Genomic DNA, 15,314 nt, shown 5'->3' with positions numbered 1-15,314 from the left:
TTCTCCTTATTATAATGATTTATAATCACCTTAGTTCTGTTTGTATATCTTCAAGTACTATCGAATTTAAACGATCCATAAATTTTTTATAATATGCTGATTCGTAATGAGAGAATGATTTTCCGAAAGGATATCTCTCATCACCAATAAATGGTGTATTTGTCAAGTCAATAGCTTTAACGCTAGGTAGCTTATATTCAAAATAATTATCAACTTTGTCCCAAAAATAATTATTCCTATTAATTAAATCCTGATCTCCAAAAGGTTTAATTTCCCCATTACTATCTTTATATTTACTCGTAAAACGACCTTTGTTTAAAATGATTTTTGATGCGGGTATGACCTCTGTCAATTTGTTGATAAAGTTATCAAGGGATTTTTTGTATATTTCAAAATATTTTTTGTTATTAGTATGGTTAATAATAGTTACATTTCTTAAATTCTTAAAAAACTGGCTTTGTTCTATAATAAAACTTGCACTGACAAATTGTTGTTCGCTAAACTGAATAAGTGATTTTGCAGCGTCCGAGTATAGGTCAATAATGAGATAATCCGGCTGTGAATTTTTAAGTTTTTCAAAAAAATCTTTTTTGAAATCTGTTTCAACAAAGTTGATATCTTGCTCTTTTATATCTTTAAAATCATCACGAGTAAAAGGGGTTGGCTCAGAAACCAAGCTCACTATTGAAGAGTGGAATTGAGTATAAACACACTCATAAATCTTCTTATATCCAGGATTGAAATAATCTCTGGAGTTAAAAGGGTTTCTACTGAAGCAAGTGCCCATTACAGCAATTCTGATCGGTTTAGTTCCTACTGTTTGTCGGTCTGAAATAAAAAGAGATAGATTAGATTTTCCGTTTACAAAAAATTTAGCATCTGAATTTATTAAATGCTTTGAGTTTGTTTTAAAGTAATTAAATGAATAAGTTGTTTCTTTATTTACGCTAACTTCGCTTTCTATAAAGTAATTTTCTTTATTTATGCGAATAAAAGCATCCCAGACTTCATTTCCTTTAAGAATAGACTCAGAAAAAGTAGTTGATTTTAATATTTTTGCTGTAAAATGACTCTCATTAAATTCTAATGGAAGTGCAATCTCGTCATAATATTCAACTTCTTTTCCAAGTTTTCTTCTTCTCTTCAGCACAAAAAACAGCTGGGAATGAGTGTCTACAAACAGATTTACTCCTTTTATTTCCAATGTAAATTTCTGCTCGTCCTCATCGTTATCAACTTTACTAATATTTGCAGAAAGTTTTTTGACTGTTTGAAAAGAAAGTTGATTTAAAGCATTTTCACTTGCCTTTAAAGAGTAAAACTCATTTATAGGATAATTATTTTCTTGGAGTACTCCTATTATAGTTTTCTCTATATTAACTTTTAAATATACTTCTTTTTGATTGGATAATAATTCATTATCATTATTTAAGGGCACTTCTGCTTTTAAAAATACATCGTACAAATCATTATTTATTAATAAATCTTCTGGTATACAGAAATGTAAATTTTCCGATGAATTATCATCTTTTGCTATATTTATCTCATCTGAGTAGAAATATAAATCAGGTTGATCCCGTCTTAAAAGAGATAACGAAAATTGACTATTCAAAAGGCTTTTGTAGTCAGCTCCCACACATTCAATATTTAATCGAAATTGATTATTTACGTCTTGTTTAAATTCATTTAAAACCGGTATAAAATCAATGGGCCTTATAAAGAATGCTAAAGAACAATCTTTTGCAATATAAGGTCTAACTTTGTATATAGAATATTGATGAGGTATAAAATAGGGAAAAGTAGTTTTTTCGCCATGATCAAATTTTAATAATTTCTTCCCCGATGATGTCATCATATATACTGACCAGAAACTTTCGCTTATATTACAGGAAGTGAAAATTATGTTAAGATCAACGTTTAACCATAGTGAGGTACTATTGATTTCTTCATATTCAATTCTTATTCTTTCAAGAAGCTCTGTATCTCGGTGATTTACTTTTTTTTCTAAGTAAAAAGCATGGAAATTTTCATCTTTACTAAATTCGCAAAGTATCTTCAAACTTCCCTTTATCTCATCATATTTTACATCTAATATACTCATGTCATTTCGCCTTTCCAATTAAACTATTCATACATAATAGTTTTTTATGAAGAGTTTTTAATAAATTAACTTCATTGAGTACTACTGAAAAATTATCTCCCTCTAATCCGATTGAAAATTTTAAAATCCAAATGGGAAGTTTTAAACTAAAACCTGCATATTTATAATCTCTAACTTTATGGCCCCATATAATTATTTTTTCATCTAATTGTATTTGTTTGGCATATATTTTTTTATTAAAATATTTTAGATAAATTCTGTCATCTTTTTTCATCTCATAAAGTTCATTAATAAAATGGCCTTTTAAAACTAAAAAGTATCCTTTATATTTAACATCATTTATAGTGATATTTTTCTTTTTTAGCTTTTCAACACCGTGAGCATATAAATATTTCTCATTCTTAAACTCTAACATTAGCTCTTTATAGTAACTATTCATGTTTTGACACAGAATATATTTAGATTCTATTTCACTTAAAATATATTTAAACTCAAGAATAAATTGATTAAATTCCTTAGTATTCAAAATATCTGTAGCTTGATCTCTATTTTTAGGGTATAAATATAGTTTAATATGATAAGCAGTTAAATATTGTACATAAGGAAGTATCTCACCATAAATTTCTTTAGACCATTCAAATAAAACTGAATAAGAATTTTTCAAAAAATCTGTATAACGTTTTTTTGATGACCAAGAAGTATCAACTAACGAATTGCTTTCGAACCTTTTTCTGTAAAAATACTTTCCGTTTGCTACAACCCCGTAACAAGACTCGTTTAATATCAATTTATTCATAAAAAGGGCGTCTTCCCAAAAGTCCAAATCTTCATTGAATTTTGAACCATATTTTTGCAGAAGAGATTTTTTAAAAAAACTTCCCCCTATAAAGTATTGAGGAGCGTCATATTCATTCAAAATGTTAACTACCCTATTTCCTTTAAGAAAGCGATAATTCAATTTATGTTCGCCTTCTCTACAACCAAAATAATGTATCGGTAAGACTGCAATGTTTACCTTACTTCCCATTGCCTCAAAAAAAGATTTTACTTGATAGAGGGCCTCAAGAGATATTTTGTCATCAGAGTCAAGAAATCCAATATATTCAGATGTTTCATTGACTAGTTTCAGTCCCATATTTCTCGCTGCAGATGGCCCAGTATTATTTATCCTTTTATAATTTATATTGTTTGGGTACTTTTTTTGCAGTTCTTCGCAAATTTTTTTACTATCATCTGTGCTACCATCATCAATTAAAATGACTTGAACATATTTTTCAAAATCAAGCGTTTGGTTAATGACACTATTTATCGTCTCTAATAAGTACTTTTCCGCATTATAAACTGGAATAATTAATGAGAATATAATACTAACCTCCTTCCTGACTCTAAAAAATCCTTTCAATTACTCTTTTAGCAGCAAAACCATCTTCAATAGAGCAAAATTCATTATAAAATTGATTGTATTTATTTGGTATAAAGCCCATTTGAATAATATTTTTCAATTTCAAATAAAGTTCTTTTTTATTTACTACAATTTCACCTGGAGCATTTTGCTCAAAATCGAAATAAAAGCCTCTTAATTTATCTCTATACAGTTCTAAATCATAGGTATAAAAAATGATAGGTTTTTTTAGATTGCCAAAATCAAAGAAAACTGATGAATAATCAGTAATTAATATGTCACTTATCAAGTACAAATCTCTGATATCCTGATACGAAGAAACATCTTTAATGAAATGATGATATTTTTGCAAATTAAAGTTTTCTCGCACTAAATAATGCATCCTTAATAAAAAAACAGCAGAATCTTCAAATTCTTTTTGTAATTCTTCTAAGTCAAGTTGTAAGTCAAATTTATACTTTCCCACACCATAAAATTCATTGTCTCTCCATGTAGGTGCATACAAAATGATTTTTTTATTATCGTCAATATTTAGTTTTCTTTTAATCCTTTTACTAATATCGTCTCTATTTTCTGCATATAATAAATCGTTTCTCGGATAACCAGATTCAATAATTTCTTTTTTAAACTGAAAAGCACTTCTAAAAATCTCCGTAGAGTAAGCGTTAGGGGAAATGAGATAATCCCATTTACTAGCTTCTTTCAGGAAGTTTTTTTTATATTGTTCAGTCGTCGTGCCGGGCATATGTACTTCGTCCATGTCATTTGCAAGTTTTTTTAGGGGAGTTCCGTGCCAAGTCTGCACATATGTGGTTTTTCTCGGTTTTGGGATCCATAACGGCAAGCGGCTGTTTGTTATCCAATATTTCGCTGTAGCCATATACCATAGCCATTTGAGAGAGAATCTTTTTAAATATTTCACATCTAAATTATCAAATAAATCTTTGTTTCTTTTATCTATACTCCAGATTAATCGGTAATCATATTTATCTTTATTTTCCTCAAGATACTCAAAAATTGCTCGTGGATTACAGCTGAATTGTTTGCCGGAATAGCTTTCGAAGATGATTAATTTTTCATTCCTGGGCAAAAGCCCAATTATTCTAAAAGCAATTGAGTATACTCTGACCAATAGACTTCTATATTTCATTAAAATCTTTGATTTCATCTTAGACTCCTTAAATGTTCGAACAATTAAATACTTATCTCAGCAAACAAGAAAAAAAGAAGCAACTGAATTTACTTCAAGCCTCTTTTAGTTAGTACTTCTATAAACTAGCCATGTCTTTTTTGATTTGGGTAGTTGAAATGCCTTCTGTTCTTGGAAGGTAAATGACCTCACAATATTCCTTTAAGAAATCAAATTTCCCTTTCCAGTCATCACCGATGACGAATGTATCTATATTGTACTTTTTAATATCTGAGATTTTTTGTTCCCAGTTTTTTTCGGGAATGACTTCATTAACAAAATCGATTGTTTCTAGCATGAATTTTCGATGTTCATAAGAATGATGCGATTTTTTTTGTTTTTGAAGATTAAATTCATCTGTAGACAATCCTACGATTAAGTAATCACCCAGATTTTTTGCCCTTTCCAGCAGCTTCATATGTCCGTAGTGAAATAAATCAAATGTTCCGTACGTTATCACTTTCTTCATTAGATAACATCACCTTCCAACCGTTTTCAACTGAGAGTACCAGAAAAAAACCAAAAATCTTAACAGATTGTTTATCATTTCGACATATTTTTTACGTACCATTAATAATGAACAATAATAGCATAAGTTCCTATAAAAGTTAAGGCTCTTTAAAAATGTCAATCATCAGCATTTTTTGGTATCTACGTTGTATTGATGTATAAATTTTGCAGGCCTAATGTCTCATCCCTACCCATTATAACAAGTTTTCTTTTTGGGAAAAATCGATTCTTTTGTCGCATTTTTAAGTGAAACGATTTTCTTTCTGCTGCGTCATTTATTCTGTACGCCCTCCTCATATTAATTCATCGTCAAAACGTGAAGGAATTGTAATGTGAATGTTAAAAGTTCCTAAAGATTTTTGTGGTAAGATAGAGTAAAATGTTTTCAGGCAAAGAGCGTTTAATCAAACTATACGAATGACACGTGTTTTTTATAGACATATAGATGAAAAGGAGGGTTGATACGATGCAAACGAAACCCATTAATCAATTAGATTTTGTAGACGGTGAACTGACTTCATTTGTATCACATTTAGAAACGTCATATTTGGACCAGAATAGAGGTGCGTTCATCGTAACAGCGAATCCTGAAATTGGATTTGAGGCGATGCAGAATCAGCGTTATGGAGCGGTTCTTTCTTCTGCTGACTTCATTTTGCCGGATGGCATTGGTGTTGTGATGGTTTCCAAAATGATTGGAAAACCTCTTCAATCCAGAATGGCCGGTTATGATTTGTTTACGTCTCTGCTTGAGAAAGCCAATCAAAAGAAAAAACGGGTTTTCTTTTACGGTGCAGCTAAGCATGTGATTGCGGAAACAATTGAGCGAGTTAAACGTGATTTTCCAGGAATTGAAATTGCCGGATATTCTGACGGCTATGTGAAAGATCAGCGTGAGGTGGCGGACAAAATTGCGGCCTCGAATCCTGATATGGTATTTGTCGCTTTAGGCTATCCTAATCAGGAGTTCTTTATCCATAAATACCGCCATTTATTCCCTCAGGCTGTAGCTGTAGGGCTGGGCGGAAGCTTTGATGTGTTTAGCGGCAATGTAAAGAGAGCGCCCTCATTCTTTATCCGTTTTCACCTTGAATGGATGTACAGGCTGATCACAAATCCTGCGCGCTGGAGAAGAATGCTGAGCATTCCTAAGTATGTTACAGCTGTGCTGAAATATGAACGGGCTTCAGCAAAGCCGCAATATACAGGACAGGTCAAAGATCAATCACGCCATCTGTAATCGGCCTTAAAGGAGCTATGGTATGTAATGAAATGTAAGAATCTTTCGCTGTGCCTGCGGACAATCTGTGACAGCCAATTTGAGCTGATGACAGATTGAAATCCTGGATTGCGTTTTTTTATTATTTGTTTGTCAAAGTCATTGGCACATTGCTGTTTTGGGTCAAACCTGGAAGGCAAGTGACCCTTCTTGTTTCTTTTCCTGATAATGCCCGGGCAATATTAAAGGAATATCAGAAGGGGCACTATTCATTTCCCATTCATGTGCTTCTTACCCAGCATGCCAAATCGCTGGAAACAGAATTTCCTGAGCTTACTGTTTCAGTGATTAACGAAAAACACCCGCTTCATATATATAAAGCGGTCTTTTCTATGCTGAGCAGCAAAGCTGTGATTGTTGATAACTATTTTGTTTTGACAACCGTTTTGACCAGTAGGCCTGATATCGAGTGTATCCAGGTTTGGCATGCGAATGGAGCGTTTAAGCGATTTGGGTTAAAGGATATCAACACACAGAATCGTTCACGGGCTGACGTAAGACGCTTTCGCAAAGTGTATTCTTCATTTGACCGGATTGTCGTCGGTTCTGAACATATGGCTGAGATATTCAAGGAATTTTTCGATATAAAAGGTGATAAATTTCTTCGGTTTGGTGTACCTTTAACGGATGCTTACTATGAGGCGCGGGAAAACAGCAATGACCTTAAAAACAAATATCAACTGCCGGCAGAGAAAAAAATCATTCTGTATTGTCCGACCTTTAGGGATCATCAGTTTGAAAGCTTTTCGCTGCCGTTTTCAGAAAAACAGCTGCAGCATGATTTAAACGGAGACTATTTACTTGCAGTCAAACTTCATCCTGTTATGAAGCAATCTGCTGAATTACCTGAGGATAGTGCGTGGATAAAAGATGTTTCAGATCTCCCGCTTGCAGACCTTTTAAAAATGAGCGATCTGTTAATATCAGATTATTCTTCTGTCCCTTTTGAATTTGCGCTGCTGGACAAACCCATTTTGTTTTATGCGTATGATATGGAGGCATACAACAGAACCCGCGGTTTAATTCAGCATTATACAGAGGTGATTCCCGGGGTGCCTTGCTGTGATTCAGGAATGCTCTTGGACCAGCTGAAAGACATGAACAAGCTCCAAGCTGAAGTGGAGCGTTTTTCACGTGAGTGGAATCAATATTCCAAAGGGGATGCCAGCAGGCAGCTTTTAAGCTATATAAACGAGAAATCAAGCTGATCTTTATATATAATAGAGATCGGAATTGCAAAGAATATGAAAACCCTTTATAAAACATTATGAGCTGTAGTAAGGAAGGAGTCATTTTATGATTTATGCTGAGATTCTAGCCGGTGGAAAAGGTTCCCGCATGGGGAACGTCAATATGCCAAAACAGTTTTTACCGTTAAATAAACGCCCTATTATCATTCATACGGTTGAAAAGTTTTTACTAAATGACCGTTTCGATAAGATTTTAATTGTTTCACCTAAAGAGTGGATTAACCATACAAAAGATATTTTAAAGAAATTCATCGGGCAGGATGACCGCCTGATTGTCGTTGAAGGCGGCAGCGACCGTAATGAATCTATTATGAGCGGCATCCGCTATATTGAGAAAGAATTCGGCATCCAGGATGATGACGTGATCATCACCCACGATTCTGTGCGTCCGTTTCTCACTCATCGCATTATCGATGAAAACATTGATGCAGTTCTTCAATACGGCGCGGTTGATACTGTTATCTCAGCCATTGACACCATTATTGCTTCAGAAGACCAGGAATTTATTTCTGATATCCCTGTCCGCGATAACATGTATCAGGGGCAAACACCGCAAAGCTTCCGGATCAGCAAATTGGTCGAGCTTTATAATAAACTGTCCGATGAACAAAAAGCGGTCCTGACTGACGCTTGCAAAATCTGTTCGTTAGCAGGTGAAAAAGTGAAGCTGGTCCGAGGTGAAGTCTTTAATATTAAAGTAACGACACCATATGACTTAAAAGTGGCTAATGCCATTTTACAGGAGCGAATTTCACAATGATTAATCAAACGTATCGTTTAGTTTCTGCCCGACAATTTGAAGTGACGTATAAAGATAAAGTTGTCCATTCAGATAAGGTCGTCGTCCGGCCTACCCATTTATCCATCTGTGCTGCCGACCAGCGTTATTATACTGGTTCACGCGGTAAAGAAGCGATGGATAAAAAACTGCCGATGGCCCTCATTCATGAAGGAATCGGAAAGGTCATGTTTGATCCGACAGGCACGTTCAAAGTAGGAACCCGGGTTGTTATGGTTCCAAATACACCTGTTGAAGAGCATGAAGTCATTGCGGAGAATTACCTGCGTTCCAGCAGATTCCGTTCAAGCGGCTACGATGGATTTATGCAGGATTACATGTTTATGGCGCCGGATCGGCTCGTTGAACTTCCTGACAGCATTAATCCGCATGTCGCAGCCTTTACTGAGCTTATTACAATTGCAGTACACGCGCTTTCCCGCTTTGAGCGCATGGCGCACAAGAAGCGTGACACATTCGGTGTCTGGGGGGACGGTAATCTCGGATTTATCATGACACTGCTTCTGAAGAAGAAATATCCGGACAGCAAAGTGTTTATTTTCGGAAAAACGCCTTACAAACTTGATCATTTTTCATTTGTTGATGCAGCTTATCAAATCAACGACATTCCTGAAGATGTCAGGATCGATCATGCCTTTGAATGTGTAGGCGGACGCGGCAGTGAAAGCGCAATTGAGCAGATCATTGCCCATGTTCATCCTGAAGCGTGTGTAGCGCTCTTAGGCGTATCTGAATACCCTGTTGAAATCGAAACGAGAATGGTGCTTGAAAAAGGGATTACGCTGATCGGCAGCAGCCGCAGCGGACGCGAGGATTTTGCCCGTACTGTGGACTTTTTAGCTCAATACCCTGAAGTCGTTGATTATTTAGAAACATTAGTTGGCGGACGCTTCCCGGTGCGCAGTATTGAGGAAATTACAAACGCGTTTGAAGCAGATTTGACTTCATCTTGGGGAAAAACTGTTATTGAATGGGAAATTTAAACAGTGAAAACATTCCTTACACGAATCGTAAAAGGAGTATTCAGCACTGCTTATAAACTATTGAGCGCTTTATTACCAGTACAGCACAACAAAGTTGTCATAGCTTCCTATCGTGAGGATCATTTAAGTGATAATTTTAAAGATGTCTATGAAAAGCTGAAGCAAGATCCGTCTCTTCGCATCACCCTGCTTTTCCGCAAGATGGATAAAGGATTGGTCGGACGAGCTGCATATTTGCTTCATCTTTTCAGCTCGTTATATCACCTTGCCACTTGCCGTGTGCTTTTGTTGGATGATTATTATTTTCCTTTGTATGTTGTGCCAAAACGCAAGGAAACTGTCGCCATCCAGCTTTGGCATGCTTGCGGCGCGTTTAAAAAATTCGGTTACAGCATAGTGAACAAGCCGTTCGGTCCATCTTCTGATTACCTGAAGATTGTACCCGTGCATTCTAACTATGATTATGCCATCGTGAGTGCACCCGCTGCCGTGCCGCATTTTGCCGAAGCGTTTCAAATGGAGGAAAAACAGATTTTGCCGCTCGGCATTCCAAGGACGGATTATTTTTATCATAAAGAACATATTCGCAATGTACTGGATGAGTTTCATCAGGCTTATCCAGAACTTAAGCATAAGAAAAAGCTTTTGTATGCTCCTACTTTTCGAGGCAGCGGACATCATCAAGAGGGTGACGCTACACCGCTTGATCTGCTACAATTAAAAACGGCGCTAAACCATAAAGATTATGTCGTGATGCTCCATCTTCATCCGTATATGCGCAATCATGCGCACACGGAAGAGGATGATTTTGTGCTGGATTTATCCGATTCGTACTCTTTGTACGATTTGATGGCAATCTCCGATGGGCTGATAACCGATTATTCTTCAGTCATTTTCGAATACAGCCTATTGAAACGTCCTATGTATTTTTACTGTCCGGATTTAGAAGACTACTTGGAAGAACGTGATTTCTACTATCCGTTTGAATCATTTGTACCCGGGCCGATTTCTAAGGATGTTCCATCGCTTGTACACGATATCGAGAGTGATCACGAGGCTGATAAAAAGCGGATTGAAGCATTTTCACAGACGTTTATTACCCATCAGGACGGCAAATCTTCGGAGCGGGTAGCCGATTTTATTTCATCATTTTTAACATCTGGTGCCGATTAGGAGAAAGTGAGGTACAAAGTGAAGCTGGCCAGAAAGATTAAGAACAGACTTTTCAGATCAAAAAAGAAAACGAAAAAAGAAGATGCAGCTGTCATTGTCCATCCGGCAGATAACAGGGTATTTTCTCTTTTCGATAAAACCAAGCGAATTGAAGAAAACCAGCAAGTCCCTGTCAGAAAAATTTCTGAGTTTTCTTGGAATGGATCAATTCTTAAAATTGCGGGTTATATGTATATCAAGGGCCTGCCGCTTCAAAAAGAGGATCAGGTTCGAAAACGTTTGTTATTGGTGAACAATGGTGTTTTATTTACAGCGATTTCATTGCGTGATGTTCCGGTAGATCAGCTGTCAATTGACACTTCTAATGTGCCTGGGGCCTATAAGTGGGCAGGATTTTCACAGCAAATTAACTTTTCTAAGCTGATGAATGACAAGCCTCTTCCGCAGGGCGAGTATAAGCTGTTTCTCGAAATTGAAGCTGTAGATGACCAAAATGTAAAACACCAGGAAGTGCATACGGTTGGAAACGTCAGCAATTTCCTCTCTAATGATGTGTATGCCACAAAGATGGAATATCATTCTGCTAAAAAGCTGATGAAGTTCAATCTGATCGTTAACTATGATGAGGGCGAAAAGACGATTAACTTGTCCTGCAACAAACTGCAGGAAATTGATCCGAGCCTTTTAGAGCTGGATACTGGAAAAGAGGCAAACCGCTTTTTGCGCAAGCTGAATACAAGCTTGTTCCATTTTGTTTATGATGTGTGCCGCCTGCTGCCGATTAAGTCCAATAAGATCGTCTTTGCCTCTGACAGCCGGCTAGATATGACAGGAAACTTCGAATTTGTTTATGAAGAACTTCTGAAGCGCGAGGAAAACTTTGATTTCAAGTTTTTCTTAAAGAGCAGTATTCGGGATAGAAAAAGCCTGTCTGAGCTGATGTCTATGGCTTATCACTTTGCGACAAGCAAAATCATTTTTATTGATGATTTTTATCCGATCATTTATCCGTTAAAAATCCGTAAAAATGCTGATCTTGTCCAGTTGTGGCATGCTGTCGGCGCCTTTAAAACATTCGGCTACAGCCGAATTGGCCTGCCGGGAGGACCGTCGCCGCATTCGAAAAACCATAGAAACTACACAAAGGTAATTGTCAGCTCTGAAAATATACGGAAGCACTATGCAGAGGGCTTCGGCGTCGATATTGAGAACGTCATCGCAACCGGCGTACCGCGAACAGACTTTTTCTTTGATGAAGCGAAGAAGGCATTTGTGAAAGAACGACTATATACAGAATATCCGTTTCTGAAGGATAAGAAGGTCATTCTATTTGCACCTACCTTCCGCGGAAATGGTCAGCAATCAGCTCATTATCCTTTTGAGGTGCTTGATTTTGACCGTCTGTATCGTGAGTTAAAGGATGAATATATCTTCTTATTTAAAATTCATCCGTTCGTCCGAAACGACGCCAATATCCCTTATCAGTACAGCGATTTCTTTTATGATTTCTCTTCTTTCAGAGAAATTAACGAGCTATTGCTTGTAACAGATGTTCTGATTACGGATTACTCTTCTGTGTGCTTTGAGTATGCCTTATTAAATAAACCGATGATCTTCTTCAGCTATGATGTAGATGATTATATTCGCAAACGTGATTTCTATTACGATTACTTTGACTTTATCCCTGGTCCTCTTGCGAAAACGTCCGAGCAAATGATTTCAATCATTAAAGAAGAGAAGTATAACTTTGAGCAAATTGATTCATTTGTTCATTATTTCTTTGATGATCTTGACGGGAAAGCTAGTGAACGTGTTGTCGATCAAATTGTCTTCCCTCAGGAAGAGGAGCCGTCAGACGATAAAGTCCTTAAAAGATAAATGAAAAACACCTTTTGCAGCTGCAAAAGGTGTTTTTTTTATTGATATTCCGGAACATCAAAGTAAAGCGTATAACCGTCCAGCAATGAATACAGGCTGTACATTCGGTTTACTTGTTTGTACGCCCAGCCGATGTCTGTTGCGTATTGGTGTGTGGCTGTGGCTGACCATCTCATTTTGTACAATGTGTCCTGATTGTAAGCCGTGTTGTGGATATACGATGAGCCTATGAATTTTGCGCCGCCGATTATAGCAGCTTCTGGTGTGAACCAGCCCTGCTCATACGCATATTTCGCGCCGTAGTAATTCGGGTTGCTGTCGTAGGCACCAATTCCGTACATGTTATATACGGTTTTTCCATTATAGGTTAAGCCATTGGCTAAATCAGATGTTCCGTTGCCTGTTTCAAGGAGAGCGTGTGAGATTAAATACAGCTCATTGATTCCGTATTTATTGGCGGCATCAATAAATGCCTTTGCTTCCCCTGTCAGGATGCCTTTGCCGGCAAGCACCTTCTGATTGACTTCAGTAGCGTTTAGCCCGGCTGTCTGTGACAGCTTGAGAAATTGGAAGTAGTATTTGCTGTCTCTGGAAAAGTTATTCGGGTCCACGTATTGAACCACTTCATCACAGCTTGCGTTTCGCCAGCCTAAATTAATCTTGGCCCAGCCGTTTGTCTGGCCGATGATTTTTACCTTATCGCCTTTTTTAAATTGGCCGATCACGTTCGTCGGGCTGACTTCCGGCGTTGACCGGATATTTAGTGCATCAGCCGTAACGGTTGATGTTGCTGTATTAATGTACGTGAGCGATACGTAAGCCGCTCCGTCTGTTTGCGGACTCACTTTCATTTGTTTTTGAACCATATCACGAAGCGAAATATTGTAATTTGTTTTCATGATTTGCGGCCCGTTTTTGACTTTCACGATAGATGATGCCCATCCGTATAATTGTTTTAGCTTCGTTGATGCCGCAGCAGCTGCATCATTGCCCGTGAACTGTTCGTTTACGCTGATTTTATAAAGCGTATTGCTTTTCGTTGTGTAGCTCGGAGTTAAACCTTGCGATTTAAGATAGGTTAACCCATTGTTCAATGCAGTTTTGCTGCTGAGCTGGGCTGTCACGATTTTGTATTGTGTATATGCCGTCTGGCCTGTTTTTGCTGTTGTGCCTGCAGCATTGTTTTGTTTAAAAAATGCTAAAACGCGGTTAATGTCTTCCTGGCTGATGATTGCCTCAGTCATGATGTTATAGCTGCTTGCTGTTGTCTGACCAGTTTTCTGGCTTGCTGCTGATATATGATTTGATTTAAAAAACGCGAGTGCCTGATTGACTTTCGCTGTATCAAGCAAGGATTTAGTTGTGATTTTAAACGTGTCAGCCAATTGTTTTTTGACTGATTTTGCAGATGCACTCAACTGATTTTTCTTTAATACATTCAGACCCTTTGTGACTTTTGCTTGATCTGATGTTTCTTCTGAGATGAGCTGATATTGGTATACTGCTGTTGTACCAGCTGTAGTTTTTGTCGCTTTTACTTTTTTCTGGGCAAAGAAGGCCGCTGCTTTGTTTGCTTGCTGCTCGCCTGAAATCTTTGCTATCGTAATGTGATAGGCTGTAGACGTTGTCGTTTTTTTGATGGCAGATGATGTATAATGCCACTTTTTCTTTTTAAAGAAAGTGTCTACTTTTTGCAGCTGCTGTTTTGTTAAACCTTTCATATTTACGGTATACGAGGCGCTTTTGCCAACCTTTTGATAACTTCCAGATACACCGGTGTTTTTCTTAATTTGGCTGATGGCGTCCTTTACCGTATTCAGCCCTTTGAAATAAGCTGATTGGACATTGTATGACTCTGCAGTTGCGTTTTGATTGATAGTCTTGTAGCTTCCTGTAATGCCAGTGCTTTGTTTCAGCTGATTTAATAGATTCTTGGCATTTGTTTCACCTGAAATGGCGGCTGTTGTGATCGTATAGTAAGCTTGTCCTTTGACCGTTTCTGTTAATGATGCCTTAAGGCCCGTTTCTTTTTGGAATGCGCTTTTGATCTGTTCGGCCTTTCTGTCTCCCACGATTGTGCCAGACTGAATGGTGGTGATAGACACTGTGTGGGTGATGGGCTGATATGAGCTTTTAATCCCCGCTTGCTTAGCCAGGCTTTGGATAAGCGCCTTAGCTTTTGCCTCATCAGCGATGTCTGATGTTATCACGTTCACATAGGGCTGCGCTGCTCCGGAAGCTTTTACAGTGCCGGCCACTCCCGTCTCCTGTTTAAGCTTGGTCAGCAATGAGTTTGCCTGTTTTTCTCCGGAAACGGCCCCCGACGTGATGGTGACATACGGCTGTTTGCTGCCGACAGGGCTTGACGTGCCTGTAATCGCAGTCCGTTTATTGAGTCCGCTCAGTATGGCTTTCGCTTCTGCTTCGCTTTGTATGCCTGCTGCGGAAATTTGGTAGGTCGTTGTCGTGCCTGAAGCCTGATAGGATGCATCCCAGCCAGTATCTTTTTCCAGTTTGGCGACAGCCTGGGATGCCTGGCTGTCTGTACTGAACGTTTTTGACGGCTCTACCTCATATGTCGAGTAGTCCGTATATGCTGCAGCCTGTGCAGAATCAGATATGGCAAAAAAGGCAAGGGACGCGGCGGACAGAAGCATCGGTGCGATTAATCTCTTTTTCATTCCTTCTCCTCTTTCTTTTTCAATGAGTATATAAAACTAGTTTATTTATCGGCACGCGTAAGCTTCATT

Annotated in this window: 11 protein-coding genes; 6 read left to right on the top strand and 5 right to left on the bottom strand. The window is 37.6% G+C overall.

All coding sequences use genetic code 11. The features are described 5' to 3' along the window. Window positions 1–25 precede the first annotated feature (25 nt). The 4 genes from MOB98_RS09455 to tagD form a co-directional block, all read right to left on the bottom strand. Window positions 26–2,101, bottom strand: a complete 2,076-nt coding sequence (locus MOB98_RS09455) for a DUF6270 domain-containing protein (protein ID WP_268367357.1) — start codon at window positions 2,099–2,101, stop codon at window positions 26–28. A gap of 1 nt (window position 2,102) precedes the next feature. Continuing rightward, a complete protein-coding gene (locus MOB98_RS09450; protein WP_268367355.1) occupies window positions 2,103–3,503 on the bottom strand; it encodes a glycosyltransferase family 2 protein in 1,401 nt (466 codons plus the stop codon). Next, window positions 3,487–4,671: a CDP-glycerol glycerophosphotransferase family protein gene (locus tag MOB98_RS09445; RefSeq protein WP_268359665.1), complete on the bottom strand. Its 1,185-nt coding sequence runs from the start codon at window positions 4,669–4,671 to the stop codon at window positions 3,487–3,489. Before MOB98_RS09445 ends, MOB98_RS09450 begins: the two co-directional genes overlap by 17 nt. A gap of 100 nt (window positions 4,672–4,771) precedes the next feature. Then, window positions 4,772–5,161, bottom strand: coding sequence for a glycerol-3-phosphate cytidylyltransferase (gene tagD, locus MOB98_RS09440; protein ID WP_268359662.1), 390 nt, complete (start codon window positions 5,159–5,161; stop codon window positions 4,772–4,774). A gap of 507 nt (window positions 5,162–5,668) precedes the next feature. On the opposite strand from tagD, the gene MOB98_RS09435 reads away from it, so the two are divergent. From MOB98_RS09435 to MOB98_RS09410, 6 genes are all read left to right on the top strand, one after another. Continuing rightward, window positions 5,669–6,442, top strand: coding sequence for a WecB/TagA/CpsF family glycosyltransferase (locus MOB98_RS09435; RefSeq protein ID WP_268359660.1), 774 nt, complete (start codon window positions 5,669–5,671; stop codon window positions 6,440–6,442). 95 nt (window positions 6,443–6,537) lie between these two features. Then, window positions 6,538–7,689, top strand: a complete 1,152-nt coding sequence (locus MOB98_RS09430) for a CDP-glycerol glycerophosphotransferase family protein (RefSeq protein ID WP_268359657.1) — start codon at window positions 6,538–6,540, stop codon at window positions 7,687–7,689. Window positions 7,690–7,777: 88 nt separating this feature from the next. Beyond that, the gene (locus tag MOB98_RS09425) at window positions 7,778–8,491 is read left to right on the top strand and encodes a 2-C-methyl-D-erythritol 4-phosphate cytidylyltransferase (protein WP_003235520.1); all 714 of its coding nucleotides are present in this window, start codon (window positions 7,778–7,780) and stop codon (window positions 8,489–8,491) included. Further along, window positions 8,488–9,513 (top strand): ribitol-5-phosphate dehydrogenase, encoded by a 1,026-nt coding sequence (locus MOB98_RS09420; RefSeq protein WP_003235523.1) that lies wholly within the window; start codon window positions 8,488–8,490, stop codon window positions 9,511–9,513. The genes MOB98_RS09425 and MOB98_RS09420 overlap by 4 nt, the downstream gene beginning before the upstream one ends. 3 nt (window positions 9,514–9,516) lie before the next feature. Further along, on the top strand, window positions 9,517–10,686 hold the full coding sequence (locus MOB98_RS09415) for a CDP-glycerol glycerophosphotransferase family protein (protein ID WP_268359654.1): 1,170 nt from the start codon (window positions 9,517–9,519) through the stop codon (window positions 10,684–10,686). An 18-nt stretch (window positions 10,687–10,704) separates the two neighbouring features. Continuing rightward, window positions 10,705–12,564 (top strand): CDP-glycerol glycerophosphotransferase family protein, encoded by a 1,860-nt coding sequence (locus MOB98_RS09410; RefSeq protein ID WP_311766004.1) that lies wholly within the window; start codon window positions 10,705–10,707, stop codon window positions 12,562–12,564. A 38-nt stretch (window positions 12,565–12,602) separates the two neighbouring features. Here the strand turns inward: MOB98_RS09410 and MOB98_RS09405 are convergent, their stop codons facing one another. After that, window positions 12,603–15,245: an N-acetylglucosaminidase gene (locus MOB98_RS09405; RefSeq protein ID WP_268359642.1), complete on the bottom strand. Its 2,643-nt coding sequence runs from the start codon at window positions 15,243–15,245 to the stop codon at window positions 12,603–12,605. Window positions 15,246–15,314 lie beyond the last annotated feature (69 nt).

Origin of the sequence: Bacillus sp. N13C7 (assembly GCF_026790065.1) — a bacterium.
GTDB lineage: Bacteria > Bacillota > Bacilli > Bacillales > Bacillaceae > Bacillus.
The sequence above is the reverse complement of the archived record's forward strand: the minus strand, read 5'-3'. Positions and strand labels throughout refer to the sequence as shown.

Excerpts from the sequence above, each read along its gene's own strand:
- tagD (WP_268359662.1), bottom strand. The coding sequence starts at position 5,161 with ATGAAGAAAGTGATAACGTACGGAACATTTGATTTATTTCACTACGGA.
- MOB98_RS09405 (WP_268359642.1), bottom strand. The coding sequence starts at position 15,245 with ATGAAAAAGAGATTAATCGCACCGATGCTTCTGTCCGCCGCGTCCCTT.
- MOB98_RS09435 (WP_268359660.1), top strand. The coding sequence starts at position 5,669 with ATGCAAACGAAACCCATTAATCAATTAGATTTTGTAGACGGTGAACTG.
- MOB98_RS09445 (WP_268359665.1), bottom strand. The coding sequence starts at position 4,671 with ATGAAATCAAAGATTTTAATGAAATATAGAAGTCTATTGGTCAGAGTA.
- MOB98_RS09425 (WP_003235520.1), top strand. The coding sequence starts at position 7,778 with ATGATTTATGCTGAGATTCTAGCCGGTGGAAAAGGTTCCCGCATGGGG.
- MOB98_RS09455 (WP_268367357.1), bottom strand. The coding sequence starts at position 2,101 with ATGAGTATATTAGATGTAAAATATGATGAGATAAAGGGAAGTTTGAAG.
- MOB98_RS09420 (WP_003235523.1), top strand. The coding sequence starts at position 8,488 with ATGATTAATCAAACGTATCGTTTAGTTTCTGCCCGACAATTTGAAGTG.